General features: G+C 62.8%; 21 protein-coding genes. 6 read left to right on the top strand and 15 right to left on the bottom strand.

Annotation, left to right across the window (positions count from 1 at the left end):
- Window positions 1–106: 106 nt before the first annotated feature.
- Window positions 107–1,009: a LysR substrate-binding domain-containing protein gene (locus ACFSOZ_RS38200; protein WP_379107005.1), complete on the bottom strand. Its 903-nt coding sequence runs from the start codon at window positions 1,007–1,009 to the stop codon at window positions 107–109.
- 278 nt (window positions 1,010–1,287) lie between these two features.
- Here ACFSOZ_RS38200 and ACFSOZ_RS38195 point away from each other — a divergent pair, with 278 nt between their 5' ends.
- The 3 genes from ACFSOZ_RS38195 to ACFSOZ_RS38185 are packed head-to-tail and all read left to right on the top strand — an operon-like array spanning window position 1,288 to window position 5,890.
- Window positions 1,288–4,218: a molybdopterin oxidoreductase family protein gene (locus tag ACFSOZ_RS38195; RefSeq protein WP_379107003.1), complete on the top strand. Its 2,931-nt coding sequence runs from the start codon at window positions 1,288–1,290 to the stop codon at window positions 4,216–4,218.
- Window positions 4,215–4,949: a 4Fe-4S dicluster domain-containing protein gene (locus ACFSOZ_RS38190; protein WP_379107001.1), complete on the top strand. Its 735-nt coding sequence runs from the start codon at window positions 4,215–4,217 to the stop codon at window positions 4,947–4,949. The genes ACFSOZ_RS38195 and ACFSOZ_RS38190 overlap by 4 nt, the downstream gene beginning before the upstream one ends.
- Window positions 4,950–4,954: 5 nt before the next feature.
- A complete protein-coding gene (locus ACFSOZ_RS38185; RefSeq protein WP_379106999.1) occupies window positions 4,955–5,890 on the top strand; it encodes a dimethyl sulfoxide reductase anchor subunit family protein in 936 nt (311 codons plus the stop codon).
- A gap of 2 nt (window positions 5,891–5,892) precedes the next feature.
- On the opposite strand, the gene pdeM is transcribed toward ACFSOZ_RS38185, so the two are convergent.
- The 5 genes from pdeM to ACFSOZ_RS38160 form a co-directional block, all read right to left on the bottom strand.
- Complete coding sequence (gene pdeM / locus ACFSOZ_RS38180; RefSeq protein WP_379106997.1) at window positions 5,893–6,609, bottom strand: ligase-associated DNA damage response endonuclease PdeM; 717 nt, start codon at window positions 6,607–6,609, stop codon at window positions 5,893–5,895.
- Window positions 6,610–6,622: 13 nt separating this feature from the next.
- A complete protein-coding gene (locus ACFSOZ_RS38175; protein WP_379106995.1) occupies window positions 6,623–9,142 on the bottom strand; it encodes a ligase-associated DNA damage response DEXH box helicase in 2,520 nt (839 codons plus the stop codon).
- 271 nt (window positions 9,143–9,413) lie between these two features.
- Window positions 9,414–10,274, bottom strand: coding sequence for a C40 family peptidase (locus tag ACFSOZ_RS38170; protein ID WP_379106993.1), 861 nt, complete (start codon window positions 10,272–10,274; stop codon window positions 9,414–9,416).
- Between the two features lie 93 nt (window positions 10,275–10,367).
- Window positions 10,368–10,718 (bottom strand): MarR family winged helix-turn-helix transcriptional regulator, encoded by a 351-nt coding sequence (locus ACFSOZ_RS38165; RefSeq protein ID WP_056588405.1) that lies wholly within the window; start codon window positions 10,716–10,718, stop codon window positions 10,368–10,370.
- 73 nt (window positions 10,719–10,791) lie between these two features.
- On the bottom strand, window positions 10,792–12,156 hold the full coding sequence (locus ACFSOZ_RS38160) for a leucyl aminopeptidase family protein (protein WP_379106992.1): 1,365 nt from the start codon (window positions 12,154–12,156) through the stop codon (window positions 10,792–10,794).
- Window positions 12,157–12,282: 126 nt separating this feature from the next.
- On the opposite strand from ACFSOZ_RS38160, the gene ACFSOZ_RS38155 reads away from it, so the two are divergent.
- Window positions 12,283–13,104, top strand: a complete 822-nt coding sequence (locus tag ACFSOZ_RS38155; RefSeq protein WP_379106991.1) for a tetratricopeptide repeat protein — start codon at window positions 12,283–12,285, stop codon at window positions 13,102–13,104.
- A gap of 195 nt (window positions 13,105–13,299) precedes the next feature.
- Here ACFSOZ_RS38155 and ACFSOZ_RS38150 read toward each other — a convergent pair whose 3' ends face one another.
- From ACFSOZ_RS38150 to ACFSOZ_RS38110, 9 genes are all read right to left on the bottom strand, one after another.
- Window positions 13,300–14,322, bottom strand: coding sequence for a type II secretion system F family protein (locus tag ACFSOZ_RS38150; RefSeq protein WP_379106989.1), 1,023 nt, complete (start codon window positions 14,320–14,322; stop codon window positions 13,300–13,302).
- 9 nt (window positions 14,323–14,331) lie between these two features.
- A complete protein-coding gene (locus ACFSOZ_RS38145) occupies window positions 14,332–15,345 on the bottom strand; it encodes a type II secretion system F family protein (protein WP_379106987.1) in 1,014 nt (337 codons plus the stop codon).
- A gap of 20 nt (window positions 15,346–15,365) precedes the next feature.
- Window positions 15,366–16,868 carry a CpaF family protein gene (locus ACFSOZ_RS38140; RefSeq protein WP_379106985.1) on the bottom strand — a complete coding sequence of 501 codons (1,503 nt, stop codon included), beginning with the start codon at window positions 16,866–16,868 and terminating at the stop codon, window positions 15,366–15,368.
- A gap of 29 nt (window positions 16,869–16,897) precedes the next feature.
- Window positions 16,898–18,187 carry an AAA family ATPase gene (locus tag ACFSOZ_RS38135; protein WP_379106983.1) on the bottom strand — a complete coding sequence of 430 codons (1,290 nt, stop codon included), beginning with the start codon at window positions 18,185–18,187 and terminating at the stop codon, window positions 16,898–16,900.
- A 38-nt stretch (window positions 18,188–18,225) separates the two neighbouring features.
- Entirely contained in the window at window positions 18,226–18,963 is a 738-nt protein-coding gene (locus tag ACFSOZ_RS38130) for a CpaD family pilus assembly protein (protein ID WP_379106980.1), read from the bottom strand.
- Between the two features lie 14 nt (window positions 18,964–18,977).
- On the bottom strand, window positions 18,978–20,507 hold the full coding sequence (locus ACFSOZ_RS38125; protein ID WP_379106978.1) for a type II and III secretion system protein family protein: 1,530 nt from the start codon (window positions 20,505–20,507) through the stop codon (window positions 18,978–18,980).
- Window positions 20,504–21,319, bottom strand: a complete 816-nt coding sequence (gene cpaB, locus ACFSOZ_RS38120) for a Flp pilus assembly protein CpaB (RefSeq protein WP_379106975.1) — start codon at window positions 21,317–21,319, stop codon at window positions 20,504–20,506. Before cpaB ends, ACFSOZ_RS38125 begins: the two co-directional genes overlap by 4 nt.
- Before the next feature lie 216 nt (window positions 21,320–21,535).
- Window positions 21,536–22,054 (bottom strand): A24 family peptidase, encoded by a 519-nt coding sequence (locus ACFSOZ_RS38115; RefSeq protein WP_379106973.1) that lies wholly within the window; start codon window positions 22,052–22,054, stop codon window positions 21,536–21,538.
- A 178-nt stretch (window positions 22,055–22,232) separates the two neighbouring features.
- Window positions 22,233–22,409 (bottom strand): Flp family type IVb pilin, encoded by a 177-nt coding sequence (locus ACFSOZ_RS38110; RefSeq protein ID WP_379017606.1) that lies wholly within the window; start codon window positions 22,407–22,409, stop codon window positions 22,233–22,235.
- A 323-nt stretch (window positions 22,410–22,732) separates the two neighbouring features.
- Here ACFSOZ_RS38110 and ACFSOZ_RS38105 point away from each other — a divergent pair, with 323 nt between their 5' ends.
- The gene (locus tag ACFSOZ_RS38105; protein ID WP_379106972.1) at window positions 22,733–23,155 is read left to right on the top strand and encodes a pilus assembly protein N-terminal domain-containing protein; all 423 of its coding nucleotides are present in this window, start codon (window positions 22,733–22,735) and stop codon (window positions 23,153–23,155) included.
- A 138-nt stretch (window positions 23,156–23,293) separates the two neighbouring features.
- Window positions 23,294–23,875, top strand: a complete 582-nt coding sequence (locus ACFSOZ_RS38100; protein WP_379106971.1) for a TadE/TadG family type IV pilus assembly protein — start codon at window positions 23,294–23,296, stop codon at window positions 23,873–23,875.
- Window positions 23,876–23,883 lie beyond the last annotated feature (8 nt).

The raw sequence follows: 23,883 nt of genomic DNA, 5'->3' as shown, positions 1-23,883 counted from the left end.
GTTAAACATGAGGCGTCGCAACAGTCGACTGCTGCGGCGTTCTCTGCTCTGATTGGCCAGATTCGAAGCGTCGGCTCATTCGGGCCGCTTTTGCTGGACTTCGGCACTACATCGAACCGTTTCCAGCAGTTTCGGCGCCGAGATGTACCTTGAGCGCCATCTGGGCCAGGCTTGCCTGGCGATCGCGATGGGTGATCATGGCGAAGTCGCGCTTCGGCAATTCGAGCGGCACGGACCGCAGGCTGCCTTCGGCGACGGCGCGCGCCACGACAAGCTCCGAGATGATGGTGGCGCCGGCTCCCGCCTCGACCGCCTGGCGAATCGCCTCGTTGCTCGGCAGCACCAGGAATATCTGCAGGTCGGCGAGTGAAATGCCTTCGCGGCGCGCCAGATCCTCCAGCACCTCGCGTGTGCCCGAACCACCCTCGCGGATGATCCAGCGCAGGCCCTTGATGTCGGGCCGGCCCTGAGAGACTTCGGCGATCTCCGGATGGGAGCTGGCGACGACCAGCATCAGCCTGTCGACGTCGACCTTGGTGCGGCGCAGGATGTCGGATTCGGTTCGCCCCTCGACCAGGCCGAGATCCGCCGCACCGTCGAGGACATTGGCCTCGACCTGCCTGGTGTTGCCGATGGTGACGCTCAGCCTGACGGCGGGATAGGCTTCGTGGAAGGAAGCCAGCCGGCGCGGCAACCAATAGCTGGCGATGGTCTGGCTGGCGGCGATCGAGAGGCTGCCGGTGACCGTCTGCGAGACATGCTCCAGCACGTTGCGCGCAGCGGCGGCTCGCTCCAGCACGGCCTTGGCTTCCGGCAGGAACCGGTGCCCTGTCTGGGCGAGCTCGATGTTGCGGCCGACGCGGTTGAACAGATGGACGCCGTGCTGTTCTTCAAGCGCGCGGATGGCGGCCGACGCGGCCGACTGGGAAATGCCCAGCAGCTCGGCCGCCTTGGTCATGTGGCCGCGCTCGGCGACGGCGACGAAAATCCGCAACTGGTCCAGGGTCATGCGCGCATTAAGAACCAATATCGATCGAATTTACAAGAACAACTGATTAGACAGATCGATAGCTTTATTCTACGTTTTCGAGCGAAGTTAGAAAAAATTCGCCATTGGATGGCAGAGACTAAAATGATCGGGCGGTTCAGATCCCTGCTTGCCCATTGGACCCGCGGCATCCGCCGGCAGCTGGCCGGCGACCGCTATCACCCGGAAGAGCACTACATGCGCGGCCCCGGGCCGAAGACGCGAGCCAAATCCGCCGGCCGCGCGGGCACCCCCAGATCATGATGCACGGACCGCCGCGCGGCGCGAATTCGGCACCATCGCAACGCCCGCTTGCCGACACCAGCGCGCCCGATGAAGGCGACGGCGTCGACACTTCGCCAAGCATTTCCGACAGCATCGCCAAGACGACCTGCTACATGTGCGCCTGTCGTTGCGGCATCGACGTCCACATCAAGGACGGCAAGGTCCGCTACATCAACGGCAACAAGGACCATCCGGTCAATCGCGGCGTGATCTGCGGCAAGGGCAGCTCGGGCATCATGCAGCACTACAGCCCGGCGAGGCTGAAGAAGCCGCTGCTGCGCACCGGCCCGCGCGGCTCTGGCGAATTCCGCGAGATCGAGTGGGAAGAAGCGTTCTCGATCGCCACGGAACGGCTCTCGGCCATCCGCCGGACCGATCCGAAGAAACTGGCCTTCTTCACCGGCCGCGACCAGTCGCAATCGCTCACCGGCTGGTGGGCAAGCCAGTTCGGCACACCGAACTTCGCCGCCCATGGCGGCTTCTGTTCGGTCAACATGGCGGCGGGCGGCCTCTATACGATCGGCGGCTCGTTCTGGGAGTTCGGCGAACCCGACTGGGACAACACCAGATACTTCATGCTGTTCGGCGTCGCCGAGGATCACGATTCCAACCCGATCAAGATCGGCCTCGGCAAGCTCAAGGCGCGCGGCGCCAAGGTGGTTTCGATCAATCCGTGCCGTACCGGCTACAACGCGATCGCCGACGACTGGATCGGCATCCGGCCCGGCACCGACGGCCTGTTCGTGTTCGCACTCATCCACCAACTGCTGAAGGCCGGGCGCGTCGATCTCGACTACCTCCTGCGCTACACCAACGCCCACATGCTCGTCATCCAGGCGCCGAATGCTGCCGATGACGGGCTGTTCGTCCGCGACGCCGACGGCAATCCGCTGGCCTGGGACAGAGTTGCGAAGCGACCGGTCAGCGCCACCGATGCCAGTGCCAAACCGGCACTGACCGGCAGCTTCACCGTCGACGGCCGCCGCTGCGTTCCGGTGTTCCAGCTCATCGCCGACCGCTACCTCGATGAGAGCTACGCACCCATTGCGGTCGCGGAGCGCTGCGGCATTCCTGCCGACACGATCCGCAGGATCGCCGCCGAACTCGCGCATGTCGCCTTCGAACAGACGATCGAACTGCCGGTGGCCTGGACCGACTGGGCCGGGCGCCGGCACGAGACGATCAAGGGCCGGCCGGTCTCGATGCATGCCATGCGCGGCATCTCCGCCCATTCGAACGGCTTTCATACCTGCCGCGCCATCCATCTCTTGCAGGTTCTGCTCGGCACCGTGGACGTTCCCGGCGGCTTCCGCTTCAAGCCGCCCTACCCCAGATCGGCGCCGCCAGGGCCGAAGCCCGCCGGCAAGACCGTCAAGCCGATGACGCCGCTCGACGGCATGCCGCTCGGTTTCGTCTGCGGGCCGGACGACCTTTTGGTCGACGAGGCCGGCACAGCTGTTCGGATCGACAAGGCCTATTCCTGGGATGCGCCGCTCGCCGCGCACGGTCTCATGCACACCGTCATCCGCAATGCCTGGGCCGGCGACCCGTACCCGATCGACACGTTGATGATGTACATGTCGAACATGGCCTGGAATTCCTCGATGAACACCGTCGAGACGATGGCGATGCTGACCGACAGCGACGAAGCGGGCAACTACCGGATCCCCTTCATCATCTATTCCGACGCCTATTATTCCGAGACCGTGCCGTTCGCCGATCTGGTGCTGCCGGACACGACCTATCTCGAGCGCCATGACTGCATCAGCCTGCTCGACCGGCCGATCAGCCATGCCGACGGACCGGGCGACGCCATCCGCCATCCCGTCGTCGAGCCGGACCGCGACGTCAGGCCGTTCCAGTCGGTGCTGATTGAACTGGGTGCGCGACTTGGCCTGCCGGGCTTCGTCAACGACGATGGCTCCGCCAGATACCGCGACTATGCCGATTACATCGTCAACCACGAGCGCACGCCCGGGATCGGCCCGCTTGCCGGCTGGCGTGGCAAGGATGGCACCTCGTTTGGCACTGGCGAGGCCAATCCGGACCAATTGCAGCGCTACATCGAGAATGGCGGTTTCTGGCACCAGGATTTCGCTGAAGACCAGCGCTACTACAAGATGGCCAACCGCTCCTATCTCGACTTCGCGGTGCAGATGGGGTTTGTCCCCAAGGCGGAGCCGATCGTCTTCCAGCTCTACTCCGAATCCCTGCAGCGCTTCAGGCTGGCCGCGCGCGGCCATGGCAGTGTGGTGCCGCCAGAGGGCGACCGTCAGCGCATCGAGACCTACATGGACCCGCTGCCGTTCTGGTACATGCCGTTCGAGGAAGCGGCAGTCGACCTCGAAAGATATCCGCTGCATGCGCTGACGCAGCGGCCGATGCATATGTATCATTCCTGGGGCTCGCAGAACGCGTGGCTGAGACAAATCACCAGCCAGAACCGGCTGTTCGTGCATCACCAAACCGCCAGCAGTCTCGGCCTTGTCGATGACGACTGGGTGTGGATCGAAAGCATCAACGGCAAGGTCAAGGGGCAGATCAAGCTCGTCGACGGGGTGAACGAAAGCACGGTCTGGACCTGGAACGCGATCGGCAAGCGGCGTGGCAGCTGGGGGCTGAAGGATGACGCCGCCGAATCCAATCGCGGCTTCCTGCTCAACCACATCATCGGCGACCAGACCTCGGCTGACACCAATGGCAAGCGCTATTCGAACTCCGACCCCGTGACCGGCCAGGCAGCGTGGTTCGATCTGCGCGTGCGCATCGTCAAATGCGCGGCCGAGGAAGCCGGCTTCACCGAGCCGCAATTCGAACGTTTCCAGCAACCGCCGCATTTCGAACCTTCACCCGACAAGCTCAGTTTCGGCGCTGACTTCCGGCGGGCAAGAGAGGTGGCCGAATGACCTGTCTGCCAAGTCAAAGCGGCAAGAAGCTCGGCCTCGTCATCGATCTCGATACCTGCGTCGGCTGCCAGGCCTGCGTCACCGCTTGCAAGGAGTGGAACACCGGTGGCCATATGGCACCATTGACCGACATCGACCCCTATGGCGGCAATGTCGACGGCGTCTGGTTCAACCGCGTCCATAGCTACGAACACACCACCGAGATGGGCGGCCGCACGGTCAACTTCCCACGCTCCTGCCTGCATTGCGAGACGCCGGCCTGCGTCACCGTCTGTCCGACCGGCGCCTCCTACAAGCGGGCCTCGGACGGCATCGTGCTGATCGACGAGGACAAATGCATCGGCTGCAAATTGTGCAGCTGGGCCTGCCCCTATGGGGCGCGCGAATTCGATCGTGATGTCGGGGTGATGAAGAAGTGCACGCTGTGCGTCGACCGCATCTACAATGACAATCTGGCCGAGGAAGACCGCGTGCCGGCCTGCGTCGCCGCTTGCCCGACCAGCGCCCGGCACTTCGGCGACCTCGGCGATCCCGCGTCGGCTGTCTCGCAGCTGGTGGCGGAGCGCGGCGGCGTCGACCTGATGCCTGAGCTCGGTTATCACCCGACCAACAAATACCTGCCGCCGCGCGCCCACACCAAGCGCGCCGCATCGGTGGCCGCGCCGGCACTCGAACCGGTGCGGGCCGAAGGCGGCTTCCTCGGCTGGGTCGACCGCATGCTTTCGAACTGACATCCATGCATCCAGCCTTCTCCGTCGTCTTCTTCACCACCGCCACGGGCGCTGGTTACGGGCTGCTGGCGCTGCTTGGCGTGCTCGGAGGCTTCCAGATCATCGCGCCCGATTTCTGGCTGGGCTTGATCGGCATGGGCTTGGCGATCGGCCTGATCGCGGCCGGGCTGTTATCCTCGACGGGTCATCTCGGCAGGCCTGAACGCGCCTGGCGGGCGTTCTCGCAATGGCGCAGTTCATGGCTGTCGCGCGAAGGCGTTGCCTCGGTCATCACCTTTGTCCCGGCGGGACTGTTCGGTATTGGCTGGGTGGTTTTCGGCCGCACCGGCGGCTGGGTAAGTGTGGCCGGATTGCTGGCGGCCATCGGCGCGGTTATCACCGTCTGCACCACCGGGATGATCTATGCATCGCTCAAGCCGATCGCCCAGTGGCACAGCCGCTTCACGTTGCCCGGCTACCTGATCTTTTCGGCGATGACCGGCAGCGTGCTGTTGAACGCGCTGCTGCAGGGATTTGCGATCGGCTCGAAGACCCTTCTGGCGGCCTCGGTGCTGCTGGGTCTGCTCGGCTGGGGCTGGAAACTGGCGACCTGGCGCTACAATGACCGCCTGGAAATCCCGACCAATGCCAATACCGCGACCGGGCTGGCCGGCGGCACGGTACGGTCGCTGGAATGGCCGCATACCGAGGAGAATTACCTGCTCAAGGAGATGGGTTTCCGCATCGCGCGCAAGCACAGCGCCCGCCTGCGCCAGATCACCCAGCTGCTGGCCTTCGCCCTGCCCATCCTGCTGCTTGCCGCTGCATTCGCCTTGCCGTGGCCCTTCGCGGCGCTGCTGTCGGTGCTCGCGGCCATCGTCCAGTTCGCCGGCATTCTGGTCGAACGCTGGCTGTTCTTCGCCGAGGCGAAGCACACGGTTACCTTATATTACGGACGCTGATCTCAGCCCGGCCGCAGCATCGAGCGGGAAATCGCAAAAATGCGCTCGGCGCCAAGCATGTAAGCCATCAGAGTGTCCAGCCGGAACAGCCCGGCATAGGCGCGGTCGAGCACGTTGAGCGAGCCGGTATAGGCGCCGAACGCCGGCATGATCATACGGCCGCCATCGGCGGCAAAGCAGCGCCGCCGCACCGAACGGCCGCGTTGGACGATGCGCGCGCACGGGTGCAGATGGCCCGCTATTTCGCCTTCGACACGCTCCTTCGACGGCTCATGCCGAAACAGCAGCGAGCCTATGGCGAGTTCACGCACCGTCTCGCCGGGCAGATCAGCGGGCGCTTCCGGATCGTGATTGCCGGCAACCCAGAACCAGTCGCGGCCAGCTATCAGCGCTTCCAGCCGTTCGCGGAAGCTCGCATGCATGCGCTCGGCGCCGCCGCCATCATGAAAACTGTCGCCCAGGCTGATGACGATGGATGGCTGGTAGTCGGCGATCACGGCCTGCAGCCGCAGCAAGGTCGCGCCGGTGTCATAAGGCGGGATCAGCGCACCGCGCCGCGCCAGCGACGAACCCTTTTCGAGATGCAGGTCGGAAACAGCCAGAAGCCGCAGATCCGGAAAATAAAGCACGCCGCGCGGGTCGCAGACGGCACGCTCGCCGGCGATGCCGACAAGGTCGGCCTCGGCGATCAGCGACGTGCGCGCCAGCGAAAAATTCATCAGGAAATCCGTCTCATCTTTGGCCCATGGCCTCCTCGACCAGATCGGCCGCTTCCATCAAAAGCGACTCGTTGGCGCCGCCATTCACCGATTCCTTGCCGATCTCCAGCATGATCGGCACGGCCAGCGGCGATATCTGCTCGAGATGCTTATGCATGATTCGACCTCGGACACGCGAGAGCATCTCGGCAAGTCTGCTGACATCGAGCAGTCCCGCCGATGCATCGGTGCGCGTCGCCTGCAGCAGAATATGGTCCGGCTCGTGGCTGCGCAGCACATCATAGATCAGGTCGGCCGAGACGGTCACCTGGCGGCCGCTCTTCTCCTGCCCGGGAAAGCGCTTCTCGATCAGTCCGGCGATGACCGCGCAGGTACGAAACGTGCGCTTCAGCATCCAGCTGTCGTTCAACCAGGCCTCGAGATCGTCACCCAGCATGTCTTCGTCGAACAAGGCGGCCAATGACGGCTTCTTCGCCTTGAACAGTGCCGCCATGTCGTCCAGCGCCCAGACGGCCAGCGAATAGTCGGTGGCGACGAAACCGAGCGGGCGGGCATTGGCGCGCTCCAGCCGCCGCGTCAACAGCATGCCTAGCGTCTGGTGCGCCAGCCTGCCTTCGAAGGGATAGGCGACCATGTAGTGGCGGTTGCCGCGTGGAAAGGTCTCGACCAGCAGGTCACCGCGCTTCGGCAGCACCGACTTTTCCTTCTGCAGCCGCAGCCAGTCGGCGACCTGCTCGGGCAGCGCCTGCCAGCGGTCGCTATCGGCCAGCATGCCGCGCACCTGATCGGCCAGATAGGTCGACAGCGGAAACTTGCCGCCGGCATAGGACGGCACGATGATGTTGGCGCCGGCGCCGTTGGAGACGACGCATTCGTTTTCGCGGATGCCCTCGAAGCGCAGCACCTTGCCGGCAAACAGGAAATTGTCGCCGGGCCGCAGCGTCTCGGCGAAATACTCCTCGATCTTGCCCAGCACCGGCCCGCCGCGCCCAGCCATGCCACGGCCTTGCCTGACATAGCGGACATTGAGTTCCGGCATTTCGACGATGGTGCCGACATTCAGCCGGTACTGCTGGGCAATGCGTGGATGCGAGACGCGCCACAGCCCGCCGACCGTCTTGCGGATGCGGGCGTAGCGCTCGTAGTTCTTTAGTGCGTAGCCGCCGGTGGCGACGAAGTCGATGACACGGTCGAAGGTCTCGCGCGCCAGCGTGGCATAGGGCGCGGCACTGCGCACTTCTTCGAGCAGATGGTCCGCATCGAAGGGAGCGCCACAGGCGACGCCCAGCACATGCTGCGACAGTACGTCGAGCGCGCCATTGATCAGCGGCGGCGTGTCCTGTGCGCCGAGATAGTTGGCGTCGAGTGCGGCCCGGCATTCCAGCACCTCGAAACGGTTGGCCGGAATGAGGATCGCCTTGGATGGCTCGTCCATGCGGTGGTTGGAGCGGCCGATGCGCTGCGCCAGCCGGCTGGCACCTTTCGGCGCACCAACATGCACGACCAGGTCGACATCGCCCCAGTCGATGCCGAGATCGAGCGTCGACGTCGCGACGATGGCGCGCAACGCGTTGTCGCCCATCGCCTTCTCGACCCGCCGGCGCTGGCCGACATCGAGCGAGCCGTGATGCAGCGCGATCGGCAGCGAGTCCTCGTTTGCCCGCCACAGTTCCTGGAAGAGCAGTTCGGCCTGGCTGCGGGTGTTGACGAACAGCAGCGTGGTGCGGTGCCGCTTGATCGCCTCATAGATTTCGGGAATGGCGTAACGGGCCGAATGGCCGGACCACGGCACATGCTGTTCGGAGTCGAGAATGGAGATGTCGGGCTTGGCTCCACCCGCCACGGTGATCAGTCCGGCCATGGGGCCTGGCGGATTCTGTCCGACCAGCCAACGCCGCAATTCGTCAGGCTCGGCGACCGTAGCCGACAAGCCTATCGTCTGCAGGCCAGGCACGTAGCTGCGCAGCCGCGCCAGGCCAAGCGCCAGCAGATGCCCGCGCTTCGACGTCACCAGCGAGTGCAACTCGTCGAGCACGACATAGCGCAGATCCTCGAAGAAGCGGCGGGCGTCAGGCGCCGCGATCAGCAATGCCAATTGCTCGGGCGTGGTCAGCAGAATGTCGGGCGGCACCAGTTTCTGGCGCTGACGCTTGTGCGACGGCGTGTCGCCGGTGCGCGTCTCGATGGTGACAGGCAGGCCGATCTCTTCCACCGGCTTGCCGAGATTGCGCTCGATGTCGACCGCTAGCGCCTTCAGCGGCGAGATGTAGAGAGTATGGATACCGCGATGCGCCTGCCCCGGTTTTCGCCTGGGCCGGTTGGCCAGTTCGGTCAGCGACGGCAGGAACCCGGCCAACGTCTTGCCGGCGCCGGTCGGGGCGATCAGCAACACCGATTGCCCGCTTTGGGCCCTTGCCAGCAATTCGATCTGGTGGGCGCGCGGCGACCAGCCTTTCTCGCCAAACCACCTGATGAATGGTTCTGGCAGGGCCACAGTGGCATTCTGTTCAGCAAGGCGCGGCTGTTCTGTCACCCGCCAGAGGTAGCGCGACGGCGGTCAATCGCCAAGAAGAATCGGAACAAAAGGGGATCATTCTTTCCCTTCCCCCCCTTGTGGGGGAAGGTGGATTGCCGCGGAGAGGCAAGACGGATGAGGGGTGCTGGAAGAAACGCGGCGTTCAAAAATGGAAGGATTTTAATCGCTTAAATGTTCAAGGCAGCGATCCTTCCAGCACCCCTCATCCGTCTCGGCGCTGCGCGCCGATCCACCTTCTCCCACAAGGGGAGAAGGACAAGTTCCCTCCTTAAGGCCGCCGAAACCCGGTCGTGCCACCATAGAGGTAGCCGATGCGGGTGATCGCCTCTTTCAGCCCTTCGCGCGATACCAGCATGGTGTGCCCATTGGCATGGATCACGGTGTCGGTGTCGGTCATGACGGCGACATGGCCTTTCCAGAAGACGAGGTCGCCGCGCCGCAACCCGGCATAGTCCGGGCCAGGATCGAGTGGCTCGCCGAGGGTCGCCGCTTGCATGTCGGAATCGCGCAGCACGTCGCTGCCGGCCATGCGCATCGCCAGTTGCACAAGGCCCGAACAGTCGATGCCGAAGCCCGAAGTGCCGCCCCAGAGATAGGGTGTGCCGAGAAACATCTCGGCCACCGAAACATAGTCGGCGGCCACATCACTGAGCGGCCGCAGATGACCCGCGATGATCGCCTCGCCGGAGGGCAGGACGGCATAATGCGTGCCCCGGGTTTCGGCAGCACCCGTCACCGTCACCGTCGATCCCATCGACAATTGTCCCGCAATCGGAAACCGCAAATCCGGCCCGGGATAGAGGAAGGTGCGCTGCACCGACACGATGTGGGTCGCGGCATGGTCCTGCCCGCCCAGCATGGTATCGGCGATATAGCCGACATAGCCGTCGCGTTCGGCCTGGATCCAGGCCCAGCCTTCGGCGACCTCAAAGACGAGGACATCATCACCGAACAGAAGCTGTGTATTGACGCCGGCATCCGGCCGCGGCGCCTTGCGCACATCGGCCACGGACGCAGTGATCCGCGCCGGCCGACCGGCGACGAAGCGGTCGGCGGCGACCTCGCCCTTCAGCCGTGCATCGGCAAGGTCGGAACGGAAAGCGTGAAGGCGGGCATCCCTGGCAGTCAAATCGTCAACTCTGAACTACTTTGTTTGCGCATAATCTTGTCCGAGAACCGGTTCCCACTTTTGCTACGCTGACCTGCGGTTCGGGACCATACTTTAGATGGGCAACTCGTGGGCTTTGGCGATGATACCATCGCCGAAGCGCTCGACAAAGAGCGCCCCCTCGACCGTGCGCCTGATCAGAACATTGCGCTTGTCGAGTTCGTCGCGATGCCGCGACACCAGTTTCAACGCACCCATCGTGTCGAGCGCGCGCGTGATCACCGGCTTGGTGACATTGAGGCGTGCTGCGAGCCCGCGCACCGTGTGCGGCGGCGGATCGAGATAGATGGTGAACAGGATCGCCGTCTGACGCATGGTCAAATCGGGCGCGTCGTCGCGCACCTGCGACAGCATCACTTGCTGCCACAGTCGCAAGGCCTGGCTCGGGCGCATCGCAATCGACATCGCGCCAGCATGACGGCAAATTGTTTCGGTTCCGTTTCAGTTTCCGCAATTTTGCCGGCTTCTGCCGTAGCCATCAGCCAAAGCGTTTCGAGATGATCCGCTCCAGCGCGCGAATGCCTTGCGCCTCGCCGCCGGCGGGGCCATGCGGACGGTCGGCGGGGTTCCAGGCGAAGATGTCGAAATGCGCCCAGCCCGCGGTCTTTTCGACAAAACGCTTCAGGAACAGTGCCGCCGTGATCGAGCCGGCGAAACCGTCCGTGGTGACGTTGTTGATGTCGGCGATCTTCGACGACAGTTTTGCATCGTAAGGCCGCCACAAGGGCATCCGCCACAGCGGATCTTCGACCACGACGGAAGCCGCCGCCAGGTCGGACGCCAGCGCTTCGTCGCCGGTATAGAAGGGTGGCAGATCGGGGCCGAGCGCGACACGGGCTGCCCCGGTCAGCGTCGCCATGTCGACCAGCAGCCGCGGTTCCTCCTCGTCGGCCAATGCCAACGCATCTGCCAGCACCAGCCGTCCCTCGGCGTCCGTGTTGCCGATCTCGACGGTGATGCCCTTGCGGCTTGCCAGCACATCGCCGGGCCGGAAGGCGTTGCCGGCGATCGAATTCTCGACCGCGGGGATGAGCACGCGCAGACGCACGTTCAACTTGGCTGCCATGACCATCGAGGCCAGACCAAGCACATTGGCGGCGCCGCCCATGTCCTTTTTCATCAACAGCATGCCGGACGACAGCTTGATGTCGAGACCACCGGTGTCGAAACAGACACCCTTGCCGACCAGCGTCACCTTCGGCGCGCCTTGCTGCCCCCATCTCATGTCGATCAGGCGCGGCGCGCCAGCCGACGCGCGACCGACGGCATGGATCATCGGGAAATTCTGGTCGAGGAGATCGTCACCCTTCACCACCGAGACTTCGGCGTTGTGCGTTCCGGCCAGGATCCGCACCGCCTTCTCCAATTCTTCCGGGCCCATATCGCTGGTCGGCGTGTTGACCAGATCGCGTGCCAGGAAGACGCCGTCGGCAATGCGGCGAACGCGGCCGGCATCGACGCCGGCCGGCAAGTCGAAGCGCAGCGCCCTGCCGGATTTCTTGCCGTAGCGGGTAAAGACATAGCCGCCGAGCACCAGCGCAATTGCCGCCAGCTCCGGCTCGGCCGGCACCGAGGCGAAAAGCCAGTCGCCTTCCGGCAAGGCTTTCGACAACGCGCCGACGGCGAGCGCGCCCTCACCGTCGCCGATGCCAAACAAGGCGCCACCGAGCGCTCCGTTTTCGCCGGGCACGACCAGGGTCCTGCCTGCCTCGCCGGAAAAGCCATTGGCCCTGGCCCAGGCAATGGCGGCTGGCGCAAGACCGGCTGCGTCCAGACCGTCCCTGGCGACCAGATGGACCGGCAGCGCGCCCGGCAATTTCTTCTCGACGAGTTCGACAGGCATTCGATGTTCTCCGTGCGGCGGCCCCCTGAGTCGCCGTTCTTAACCATCCGTTAGGGTTAACAGAATATTTCTGGGGTAGGGAAGACGGCCACGCAATGGCCGCGCATGAATGGAGGCCCGGTGCCGATGCCGACCAACCGCACGATCAACGCCAGGGGAAAACGGCTCATCACCACGGCCCTCGTGCTGGCGCTCGCGGCCGGTGTCGCCGGTTGCGCAACCGACAAGTTCACCACCGGCTCGATCGGACGCACCAGCGGCAAACCGCTGGAAACCATGTCGGCGGGAGAATTGCACAATGCCACGGGGGCACTTGGCCAATCCTACGCCAGGAACCCCAACGACAAGAGGATAGCGACAAATTATGCGGCGGCGCTGCAGATGGATGGCGACGCCGACCAGTCGCTCGCCGTAATGCGCAAGCTGGCGATCGCACTGCCGAAGGATCGTGACGTGCTCGCTGCCTATGGCAAGGCACTGGCCGCCAATGGCCAGTTCGAGGCTGCGCTGGACGCCGTGCGCCGCGCCCAGACACCGGAATATCCCGACTGGAGGCTGGTATCGGCCGAAGCGGCCATTCTCGACCAGACCGGCCAGAAGGACGATGCGCGCCAGCTCTACCGCAAGGCGCTCGATCTCAAGCCCAACGAGCCTTCGATACTCTCCAATCTCGGCATGTCCTATGTGTTGGAAGGCGACCTGCGCACCGCTGAAACCTATATGCGCTCCGCCGCGCAACAGCCGGGTGCGGACAGCCGGGTGCGCCAGAACCTTGCGCTGGTCGTCGGCCTGCAGGGCCGTTTCGACGAAGCCGAGAAGATCGCCTCACAGGAACTCTCGCCCGATCAGGCGCAGGCAAACGTCGCCTATCTGCGCCAGATGCTGGCCCAGCAGAACGCCTGGAGCCAGCTCAAGGACCAAGACAAGTCAAAGCCCGCAACCAACTAAAGCGCGTCGCGCTGAAAACGGACTCAGTCGACGCGCTTTAAGCCCTTGTTTGGATGCATGTCGTTGTCCCAAAACCGGGGCCACTTTTGGGCGACATGCATTTAGACGACAATCCGCAACGCCCTTGAAAATGAAAGAAGCCGCGCTGCGTTCAGCGCGGCTTCTTCGCATGTCATGCCCGGATGTGCCGCGCCGCTATTGGGAAGTTGGTGCTGCTCCCGAATGATCGCCGAAGATGCCGCGCTGGCTGACCTGAATGCCGGCGGGGCCGAGGATGATGGCGAAGAGCACCGGCAGGAAGAACAGGATCATCGGCACGGTGAGTTTCGGCGGCAGGGCTGCGGCCTTCTTCTCGGCGGCATTCATACGCATGTCGCGGCTTTCAGCGGCAAGCACGCGCAGTGCATGCGCCACCGGCGTGCCGTAACGCTCGGCCTGGACGAGTGCCTGTGACACCGACTTGACCGATTCCAGGCCGGTGCGGCTTGCCAGGTTCTCGTAGGCCTGCTTGCGCTCCTGCAGATAGGAAAGTTCGGCGTTGGTGAGGATGAATTCTTCCGCCAGCGCCACCGATTGGGCGCCGATCTCGTCGGCGACCTTGCGCAGCGCCGCTTCCACCGACATGCCCGATTCGACGCAGATCAGCATCAGATCGAGCGCATCCGGCCATGCCATCTGGATCGACTGCTTGCGCTTGGTGGCGCGGTTGTTGACGTAGACGACCGGGGCGTAGAAGCCAGCATAGGCAACGAGGATGCAAACGAACAGCCTGATGACCAATGGCTTGTCGGGCAATCCTCCGAGCACGAGGATGTAGATTACGGCCAGCCCGAAGCCGACGAAAGGAAGCACGAGACGGAAGAAAAGAAACCGCGTCAGCGGGTTCTGCCCGCGAAACCCGGCCACCTTGAGTTTCTGCAATGTGCCTTCATCGGCGAGCGCGCGCCTCAGATCCAGCCGGTCGACAATGTTGCGCATGCCAACCGACTGTTCCTCGCGCAGGCCCTTGCGACGGCGATCCGCCTCGACCGCAAGCCGGGCGCGCTGCTTGGCACGCAGTTCGTCGCGTTCCAGCGCGACGGTTTTCATGCGCGACTTGAGCTGGTTTCCGCCAAACGCCGGCAGCAAGGTGAAGACGGTCGCAAACACCGCTATGCCGACCAGCAACGCGATCAGGAAGGTCGGATCCGTCAGAGATTTGATGACTTGGTCGGTCATGCCGCGATCCTAGACTTCGAAGTTCATCATTTTGCGCATCACAAAGATGCCGATCGACATCCAGACTGCCGAACACCCAAGGATCAGGTGTCCAACGCTGGTGACGAACAGCGGCATCAGGTAGCTCGGGCTCGACAGGTAGACGAGAAACGCGACAATGAATGGCAACGCACCGATGATGGCGGCGGACGCTTTCGCTTCCATCGACAGGGCCTGGACCTTGGCTTTCATCTTCTTGCGATCGCGGAGCACGCGCGAAAGGTTACCCAGCGCCTCGGATAGATTGCCACCGGCCTGCGACTGAATCTGGATGACGATTCCGAAGAAGCTTGCCTCCGTGCAAGGCATGGTTTCGGGCATGCGCAAGGTCGCGTCGGGGATCGATAGGCCCATCTGCTGGGAATCGACGATACGACGAAATTCGGTCTTTACCGGTTCGGGAGATTCGTTGGCGATCAGGCGTACGGCGTCGTTCAGCGGCAGGCCGGATTTGACGGCGCGCACGATGATATCGAGCGCGTTTGGAAATTCGTTGAGGAATGCCTTGACGCGGCGGGCGCGACGAAACGAGACGAACCAGCGCGGCAGGCCGAGCGCGCCAGCCAGCAGCACGCCCGGCAACACGATCAGCGGCGCTCCGGCCACAAAGACAGCCATCGTCAAAGCGAGGCCGCATATGGCGGAGTATACGTAGAAGCGCTCGACTGTGGTCTTCAGGCCGGCCTGACGAAGCTGGGCTTTCAGCGGTGGTTTCTTGACCGCGCTGTCCTTGGTTTTCTGCTTTGCGTCGAGCTCGTTCAGCGAATCCTGAACCGATTTGCGCCGCTTGACCGCTTCCGCCGCGCGGTCGCGCGAGGCCTTGACGACGGAGCGATCCGTCTCGGCGGTCTTGATCGTTTCAAGCCGCTTGCCGACCTGTTTCTCGTTGCTGATCCGGGTGAACAGAAATGCATAGGCGACCGCGCCGGCGCTGAAGCCGGCGAGCACGACAAACGCCAGTACTGTGCCGTCAAATCCAAACATTGGCCAGAACCCTCACGCCGTCAGTCAGCGCGTTTCTCCATCGCCTCGAGCGCAGTAGCGAGGCGCTGCTCCTCGCCATAATAGCGAGCCCGGTCCCAGAAATGCGGACGACCGATGCCGGTCGATACATGCTCTCCCAGCAGCCTGCCATTGGCGTCCTCGCCCTTGATATTGTAGAGCACGATATCCTGCGTGATGATGACGTCGCCCTCCATTCCGATCACCTCGGTGATGTGGGTGATGCGACGCGACCCATCGCGCAGGCGCGCCGCCTGGATGATCACGTCGATAGAGCCGACAACGATTTCGCGCACGGTCTTCTGCGGCAGTGAATAGCCGCCCATGGCTATCATGGATTCGATACGGTTCAGGCATTCGCGCGGGCTGTTCGAGTGGATCGTTCCCATCGAGCCATCATGGCCGGTGTTCATCGCCTGCAGAAGATCGAACACCTCGGGTCCGCGCACTTCGCCGACGATGATGCGCTCGGGCCGCATTCGCAGGCAGTTCTTGACCAGGTCGCGCATCGTCACCTCGCCCTCGCCTTCCAGATTGGGCGGGCGGGTTTCGAGGCGCACGACATGCGGCTGCTGCAATTGCAGCTCGGCCGAGTCCTCGCAGGTGATGACGCGTTCCTCGCGGTCGATATAGTTGGTCAGGCAGTTGAGCAGCGTCGTCTTGCCCGAGCCGGTACCGCCCGAGATGACGATGTTGCAGCGAACACGACTGATGATCTTGAGAACTTCGGCTCCCTGCGGTGAAATGGCGCCGAACTTGACCAGTTGATCGAGGGTCAGCTTGTCCTTCTTGAATTTGCGGATGGTGAGCGTGGCACCGTCGATGGAGAGCGGCGGCGCGATGACGTTGACGCGGGAGCCGTCGGGGAGGCGCGCGTCGCAGATCGGGCTGGATTCGTCGACACGGCGGCCAACCTGGCTGACGATGCGCTGGCAGATGTTGAGGAGCTGCTGGTTGTCACGAAAGCGGATGCCGGTCTGTTCGACCTTGCCGTTGACTTCGATGTAGACGTTCTTGGAGCCGTTGACCATGATGTCGGCGATGTCGTCGCGGGCGAGCAACGGCTCGAGCGGCCCATAGCCGAGCACATCGTTGCAGATATCCTCGAGCAGTTCTTCCTGCTCGGCGATCGTCATCGCGAAATTCTTGATCGCGATGATGTCGTTGACGATGTCGCGGATTTCCTCGCGTGCGCTTTCGGGATCGAGCTTGGAGAGCTGCGACAGGTCGATCGTGTCGATGAGCGCGGAGAAAACCTGGCTCTTGGTGTCGTAGTAGGTTTCGCTCTTTTCGCGCTGGATCCGCTTCGGCTCCGGCACCGATGGCGGTGCCTCGATCGCGCGGCGTGCCGGCGGAACGACAGGTGCGCTTGGCGCGGCCGCGGGCCGGGCCAGAACCGCCGTATCCGCAGAATTTGCGGCCGCCGGCGCAACAGGGGCCGGTGCTGGCTGGCGAAATTCCGGCGTGAACCGGCTTCCGTCGTCGCTGCCTCGTTTACCAAACATGATCTGCTACCGATTCCACCGCTGAAACGTCACTTCTTGCTGCGCGAGAGCTTGCCAAGCAGATTGCCAAGCCCGGCTTTCTTCTTCGTCTTGATTTCACTGCGGCCGGTCAGCACATGCGCGATTTCGTTGATCATTGCGACAACCGAGTTCTTGGCATCCATTTCGCCAAGCATGCGCCCGTTGTTGGCAGCATTGCCGAACAGCAATGGGTCAAAGCCAATGACCGACATCGGCGTCAGGCCGAGCGGCTCGGCGAAATCGGACGGTGAAATCTCCGGGCGCTTGGGCACGCCGGCCTGGTTGATGATCAGCTTCGGCGGCGGGTCGTTGGGACGAAGCCGCTTCAACATGTCGACCAGGTTCTTGGTGTTGCGCAGATTGGCCAGTTCCGGCGTTGCCGTGATGACAATCTCGTCGGCCTTGACCAGAGTGTTCTTGGTCCAGCCCGTCCAGGCATGGGGAACATCGAGCACCAGCAGCGGCACGCTGCGCTGGGCGGTGTCGATGAGCTGCGTGAAGGCCTCGGGATCGAAGTCGTAGACCCGTTCGAGCGTCGAAGGTGCCGCCAGCAGCGACAGGTGTTCGGCGCACTGGGTCAGCAGCCGGTCAAGATAGACTTCATCGATGCGCTCCGGCGAAAACACCGCCTCGGCGATACCTTGCGCCGGATCCTGGTCGAAATTGATGTTGGCCGTGCCGAAAGCGAGATCGAGATCGGCGACGACCACCTCGGATTTGAACAGGGAAGACATCGCCCAGGCCACATTGTGGGCAATCGTCGAGGAGCCGACACCACCCTTGGCGCCGACAAAGGCGATCGAGCGGCCGAGCGGCTCGGCTTCCGGATCAATGAAAATCGACGAGACCACGCTGACGATGTCAGCCATCGACACCGGTGCGATCACATATTCGGAAATGCCGGAGCGGATGAGCTCGCGGTAGAGACCGACATCATTGTAGTGACCGATCACCACCACCTTCGAGGTCGGATCGCAGTATTCCGAGAGCTGGGCAAGTTGCTCCAGCAGTTGCTTCGGCTCGCTGCGTGATTCCAGCAGGATCAGGTTGGGTGTCGGCGCCGACTGGTAGAATTCGATGGCGGTGGGGACGCCGCCCATATGGACCTTGAGATGCGCCTTCGTCATGCGGCGATCCTCGCCGGCGCGTTCGACCGGATTGGCAACGCCCTCGGTCTCGCAGAATGCCTGGATCGAGATGCGCGGAATCGGCCGCAATGCCTGCATCGCGGCGATGTCCTGCTGCGAGGTATCGCTGCCATCCACCGGGGCGTCGTAGGCAAGGTTGCTCATCGTCATGCTCTTTCCCGTGGCCTGTTCTATCCGAGACTGGCGGCTCAGTACGTCACTTCCGAATTGCCGAGGAACTCGTCCGAAATGCCTCTTGCGCGGTAGACATCGATCACCGCGCCGCGATTTTCGGCATCGATGGTGGATGACTTGCGCGGACCGAGCAGATCGGCCGGGTTGGCCATCTGGGCGGCAAGATTGTTCTGATAGGAGCAGCCGAAGTCGGCATAGTGCTTGTTTTCCGCCGTATCGACCAGGTCATCTGGCCAGCGTCCGCATTTGTCGGTCTGGGCTCTCACCGCGACATAGGCGACGCGAACCGGCGAGGAGATCTCGACCGAGGCGGCCTGATAGGAGGTGACGACGATCCGGTTGCGCTTGACGCCGGCGGCGACCGCGAGCCGGGCGAAATCGCGAGCGGCTGCCGTCGCGGCGACCTCGTTGGCCGATCCGCTCGGGACCTGGATCGTCAGCGTCGGGGCGGCACTCTTGTCATAGCCGTCGAGGAAGCCCAGAAGCGTGTCGCGCTGCGATCCGGTCATGCCGCGATCGCCGGCGCCGACAGGCAGGTCGATCTTCTGGTTCTTCTCCGCGATCACGATCGGATGATTGGTGCGATAATCGTCCGGAATGGCGCCGACGGTGATGCTGTCGCGCTGGGCGCAGCCGGCCAGCAACGCCGCCACCGCAACCGCCAGGACCGGTGCGGCTCGCCCGCATATCCGCGAACGGCCAAGGCGCATCGTGGTGGCGATGGTGCTTGCCTTCAATGCTGACTGAGACATGTCCGCTTCCCCGCTTACTTGTAGATGAAGCCGACAACGCCGTGGTAACGGCCGTTGGGCTTGTCGGTCTGCATGGTGCCGTAGACGCGATTGACCCGGCCAAGGAACATGGCGGCGCCGTCGCTGGCGGCGTTGAAATTGTCGTCCGGCTTGGCGAGGTCGTTGCGTGCCACCGGCTTCACCAGATAGGGCGTGATGATGATGACGAGCTCGGTCTCGTTGCGTACGAAATCCCTGCTGCGGAAGAGCGCGCCGAGCACCGGGATCTTGGCCAGACCAGGTAGTCCCGCGACCGCCTGACGAACGTCATCCCGCACCAGGCCGGCAATCATCATGGAACCGCCGGAAGGCAGCTCGACAGTGGTATCCGCCAAACGTTTGCGGATCGACAGCATGGTCATTCCAGGCTGGGTGCCCGATCCTTCGAGGGTCGGCGCACCTTCCGTGGTCGGCTCCGAAACAGCCGTTCTGACCTTGAGGCTTATGCGCCCCGCGGACAACACAACCGGCTCAAACTCGAGGCCAATGCCGTATTCGACCTTGTCAAACGAGTATGTGGTCAGGCCGGTCTGGTTGTCGGTCGACACGTTGCTCGAGCGGCTGTTGACCAGATTGTACTCGCCACCCACCTTGAACGTTGCCTTCTCGCCCGACACAGCGGTGAGGGTCGGCTCAGCCAGCGTCTTCATCACGCCGCTTTGCTCCATGGCATTGATGTAGGCCTGGAGGCCGTTTCCGATCCCGTCCCCCAGCAACAAACCGGACGTCTGCGAAAGCGGCTTTCCCAACCCGAAAGCAGGCGAACTCGCTGCGCTGTAGGAAATGCCGTTGGAGCTGCCGGTGCCGACCATGTTGACGCCGAGCTGCTTCATCACCGAGCGGCTGACTTCGGCGACCGTCACCTTCAGCGTGACCTGATCGTCGCCGATGATCTGCAGCAGGTTGACGATCTTGCTGGTGCGGCGCTCCTGGTCGGGGTTGTTGATGTCGACACCGCTCTGGGCCGAACCGCCGGCCGCGGTCTGCGAATATTGTCCCGTCGTCGCTTCACCGCCCGAGACGAAGATCGTCGCCAGGTCGACCGCGCGTTTTGCGTCCAACGGCGTGTCGACCGTCCCTGTCAGGACGACGTTGTCATTCAGAAGTTCCACCTTGATGGTCGACGTCGGGATGAAGCGCTTGATATAGTCTTCAAGGCCGGCAACGTCGCGTTCGACGGCCAGATCCAGACTGACGATCTGCTCGCCATTCGGACCGAAGACAAAGATGTTCGTTTCGCCGACCGCCTTGCCGAACAGATAGATGCGCCTTGCGGTGCGGGTCACCGCGTCGGCGACCGCCGGGTTGGCGACGAGAATGTCGTAGGCATCGCTCGGCAGGTCGATGACCACCGACTTGTTGAGGCCGAGCTTGACGCGCTGGGTGGCCGTCGATGCGGTGACCTGAGCGTTCTTTGCCTCGACAACGCCTTGCAGATTCGTTCCGACGAGCAGCAGGCCGAATGCCGCGGCCACGATTGCCGGCAGTTTACCACTTAGCCTCATTTCCTTGCCCCTACTTCGGAAACTTCGCCCGACTTGATCAGCCTCACCGTTCCCCTGCGGCCATTGCCGGAAACGAGATAGTCGGCCTCACCCAGATTCTTTTCCTGGGTGTCCGCGACCGCCCGCAGCGCCAGGGTCAGGCGATCCGCCATCTGCTGGGCAACCGTGATGATCTCCGCCTGACGCGGTGTCAGTTCCAGCGTGGCGGTCTGGCCCACCCTGGTCTTCTTGCCTTCCTCGTCCTCCTGAATGGTCTGGTCGATTGCCAGGACGCGGATGTTCTTGAGGATGGTTTCGGTGTTGAAACTGGTGGCGCCGCCGGCGGTGGCATCGGCCCTGCGGGTCATGATGACATCGACGAAATCGTTCGGAAGAATGAAGCCGCCGGCCGACGTGTCGGCCGAGATGGCCGTGGCGACCGCCCGCATGCCGGAAGGCAGGATCGACGACATGAAGCTCTGCCCCTCGCCGATCAGCTTGGAACGCCGCAGAGGCTCTCCGGCGTACATAGCCATTCGGGCAACGGAACCCTTCAGCTTGTCCAGCGCTTCAGGCTCGGCGGTGCGGGTGATGAAATTCGCGTTGATGCCGTCGGCGGGCCAGGATTGCCAGGCGATGTTGTTCTCGAGCGGGCTGCCCATCGGAACGTCGCCCGAAAGCACTAGCACATCCTGCAGAGCCACCGCCGGCGCCTGGGGGCCGGAATCGACGACGATCTGGGGCGGTGGTGCGACCATGTTTTTCGCGACATAACCGGCACCACCCGCCGCGGCCACCGCCACGCTCAGAATTATCAATCGCGATGCTGGCATCTGTCCGAACCCTTGCCCTGGCAAACCACGTAGCCAAGCCGGACTTTGCAGCGGCAATCGTCAAAACAAGGTTAATGTAATGCTTACGATCGTGATTAATTTAACGTTTACATAAATTGGCCGGAATGTGGCCTGACCGGCCCAAATGGCCGGCGCGGCCCGTGTTGAAAGCCGGCGGCGGTCATGCTGATAAGATAAAAAGAAATCACGTCGTGCTCAGCTCGCCAGCCTTGTCAGCGCCCAAACCATCAAAGGCGAATCCGGATAGGTCAACAACCCGCCAAGGCCAAGCGCGATGCCGTAGGGAACGCCGTTTGCCTCATCGGCGAAATGGCGCAGAAACGGATTGCGGCCGGTAACGGTCGCAATCATCGACTTGCGGTAGAGGATGATTGCGAGCGTCAGCAGGCCACCGAGGATTGTCGAGGCCACAAGATACTCGACGAGATGCACATTGAGACCCATCCACATCGCGGTGGCGGCCAGCAGCTTGGCGTCGCCGCCGCCCATGCCACCCATTGCGAACAGGCCGAACGTCACGGCCAGGACCAGGGCGCCGGCGGCGAAATGCCCGCCATAGGTCGCCCATTCCATACCCGTCAGCGGTGCAACCAGCGCGAAAACGACGACAAGCAGGACCGGCACGCGATTGGCGATCGTCATCGACAACATGTCGGAGATCGCGGCAAACAGCATGCAGAACGGAAAGACGACGAAGATCAGGGCTTCAAGCATCGGCGCTATGCCTATTGTCCGATTTCACGGGGCTCAATCTAGACATGTTCGATTAACGATTGATGAGGCCCGGAATGAAAAGACGACAAGATACTGATATTGGCAGCGGCATAGAAAAAGGGCCGCCACGTGGCGGCCCTTTTCCAAAACGCAATTGAGCGCCCAGCAATACGGCAGATTAGCTGCCGCTGCTGTTCAAGGTGTTGCCGATAAGGGTGAACTTGCCGTTGATGGCATTGCCGAGCGCGCCGGCGCCGGTGATGATGGCGAGCGCGATGAGAGCGGCGATCAGACCATATTCAATAGCGGTCGCGCCGGATTCGTCCTTCACAAAACGTGCGATGAGATTAGACATTTGAGAGCTCCTACTCCACGTGTTACAGCACTTCCGTCAACTTCTGTGATGGTTGATCGGATACTGCCAATCTAGGGAGAAGCTCTTTCGATCGGCTTAATAAACAGCCTTACCGATTCCTTTCCCGGTTCGAACATATTGCGTGGTTAACTTCGGACTAAGTGCTGGCCGGCCCTTCCGTTTTCACGGGTCGATGGCGGGGGCCCGCACTGCGCCGGCAATCACGTTGGCTCCCGCACCTTCGGCCAAGGTGCCCGCTTAACCGTTGGTTCACCAATCTCGTTCATGTTCCGTTGATCAGTCTGCTTGCGTGGAGCGCCTCAATGGCCCAGCCGAGATCGTCAATCCTGATTGCCGCGCTTCTTGCCGCCACGGCCTTCGTCGCGCCCGCCATGGCCGGCGCCGGCATCGAGGTCACGATGAACCAGGCCAAGATCGTCAAGCTGTCGCGCCCAGCCGATACGATCGTGGTCGGCAATCCGGCAATCGCCGACGCTTCCGTACAGGACGCCTCGACGATCGTGCTGACCGGCAAGGGTTTTGGTGTCACCAATCTGGTGGTGCTCGATACGGACGGTAGCCCGATCGTCGACGAGCAGGTTACCGTCGTGCGGCAGGCCGCCTCGTCCGTGCGTATCTATCGGCGCGCCGAAATACAGACCATGTCCTGCACGCCCTATTGTGAAAGCTCCTACAAGAGCGACGCGGAGAAATCCTCCGAGGCCGAGATGAACGCCAGCCGATAGGATGGCGCGGTGGAATGCCGTTCAGGTTATCGGCTGGTTAAGGCGCCAACGCCGACTTTAACGATCATTCAAACCGGGCCTCAATTGGTTTGCGCTAATGCTCCGTCCGAGACCGCATAGAGATCGGCAGGATCAGACATGAGCAAGGAATTCGGCTCGGCAGACGAGCACAAGGCGAGACGCCCAAGGTTTTTTGCCCGCTTCCTTCGCGACCGGCGCGGCAGCACGGCAATGGAATTCGCAATCCTTGCAATCCCATTCGCGCTGCTTGTCTTTGCCATCCTGGAAAGCTGCATCTCATTTGCCGGCCAGGAAGTGATGGCCAACATCACCGATGATGTCGCGCGCCAGCTGCGCACCGGCCAGTTGAGGCCGACCGACGTCGCCGGAACCAATTTGAGGGACAAGATCTGCGACAAACTGGAGATAATCGTCTCGCAGGATTGCCCCAATCTGCTGATGGTGGATCTCCGCCAATATGCGACGTTCGCCGCCGCAGCCTCGGCCGGCTTCAAGATCCAGAACGGCGATGTCATCCTGACGAACGGCGCCACCACACAGTCCTTTACTGTTGCGCCGGGTCCGGCGGAATCGAGGAACATGCTGCGGGTCTTTTACAAATGGCCGATCATGACCGATCTGTTGGCGCAGTCCATGGGCGGCAACAAGACTCTGCATTTCGCATCGGTGACCTGGCAGAACGAGCCGTTCGACAATTGAGTTCGAGG

This window comes from Mesorhizobium newzealandense (assembly GCF_042682145.1).
Taxonomy (GTDB): Bacteria; Pseudomonadota; Alphaproteobacteria; order Rhizobiales; family Rhizobiaceae; genus Mesorhizobium; species Mesorhizobium newzealandense.
The sequence above is the reverse complement of the archived record's forward strand: the minus strand, read 5'-3'. Positions and strand labels throughout refer to the sequence as shown.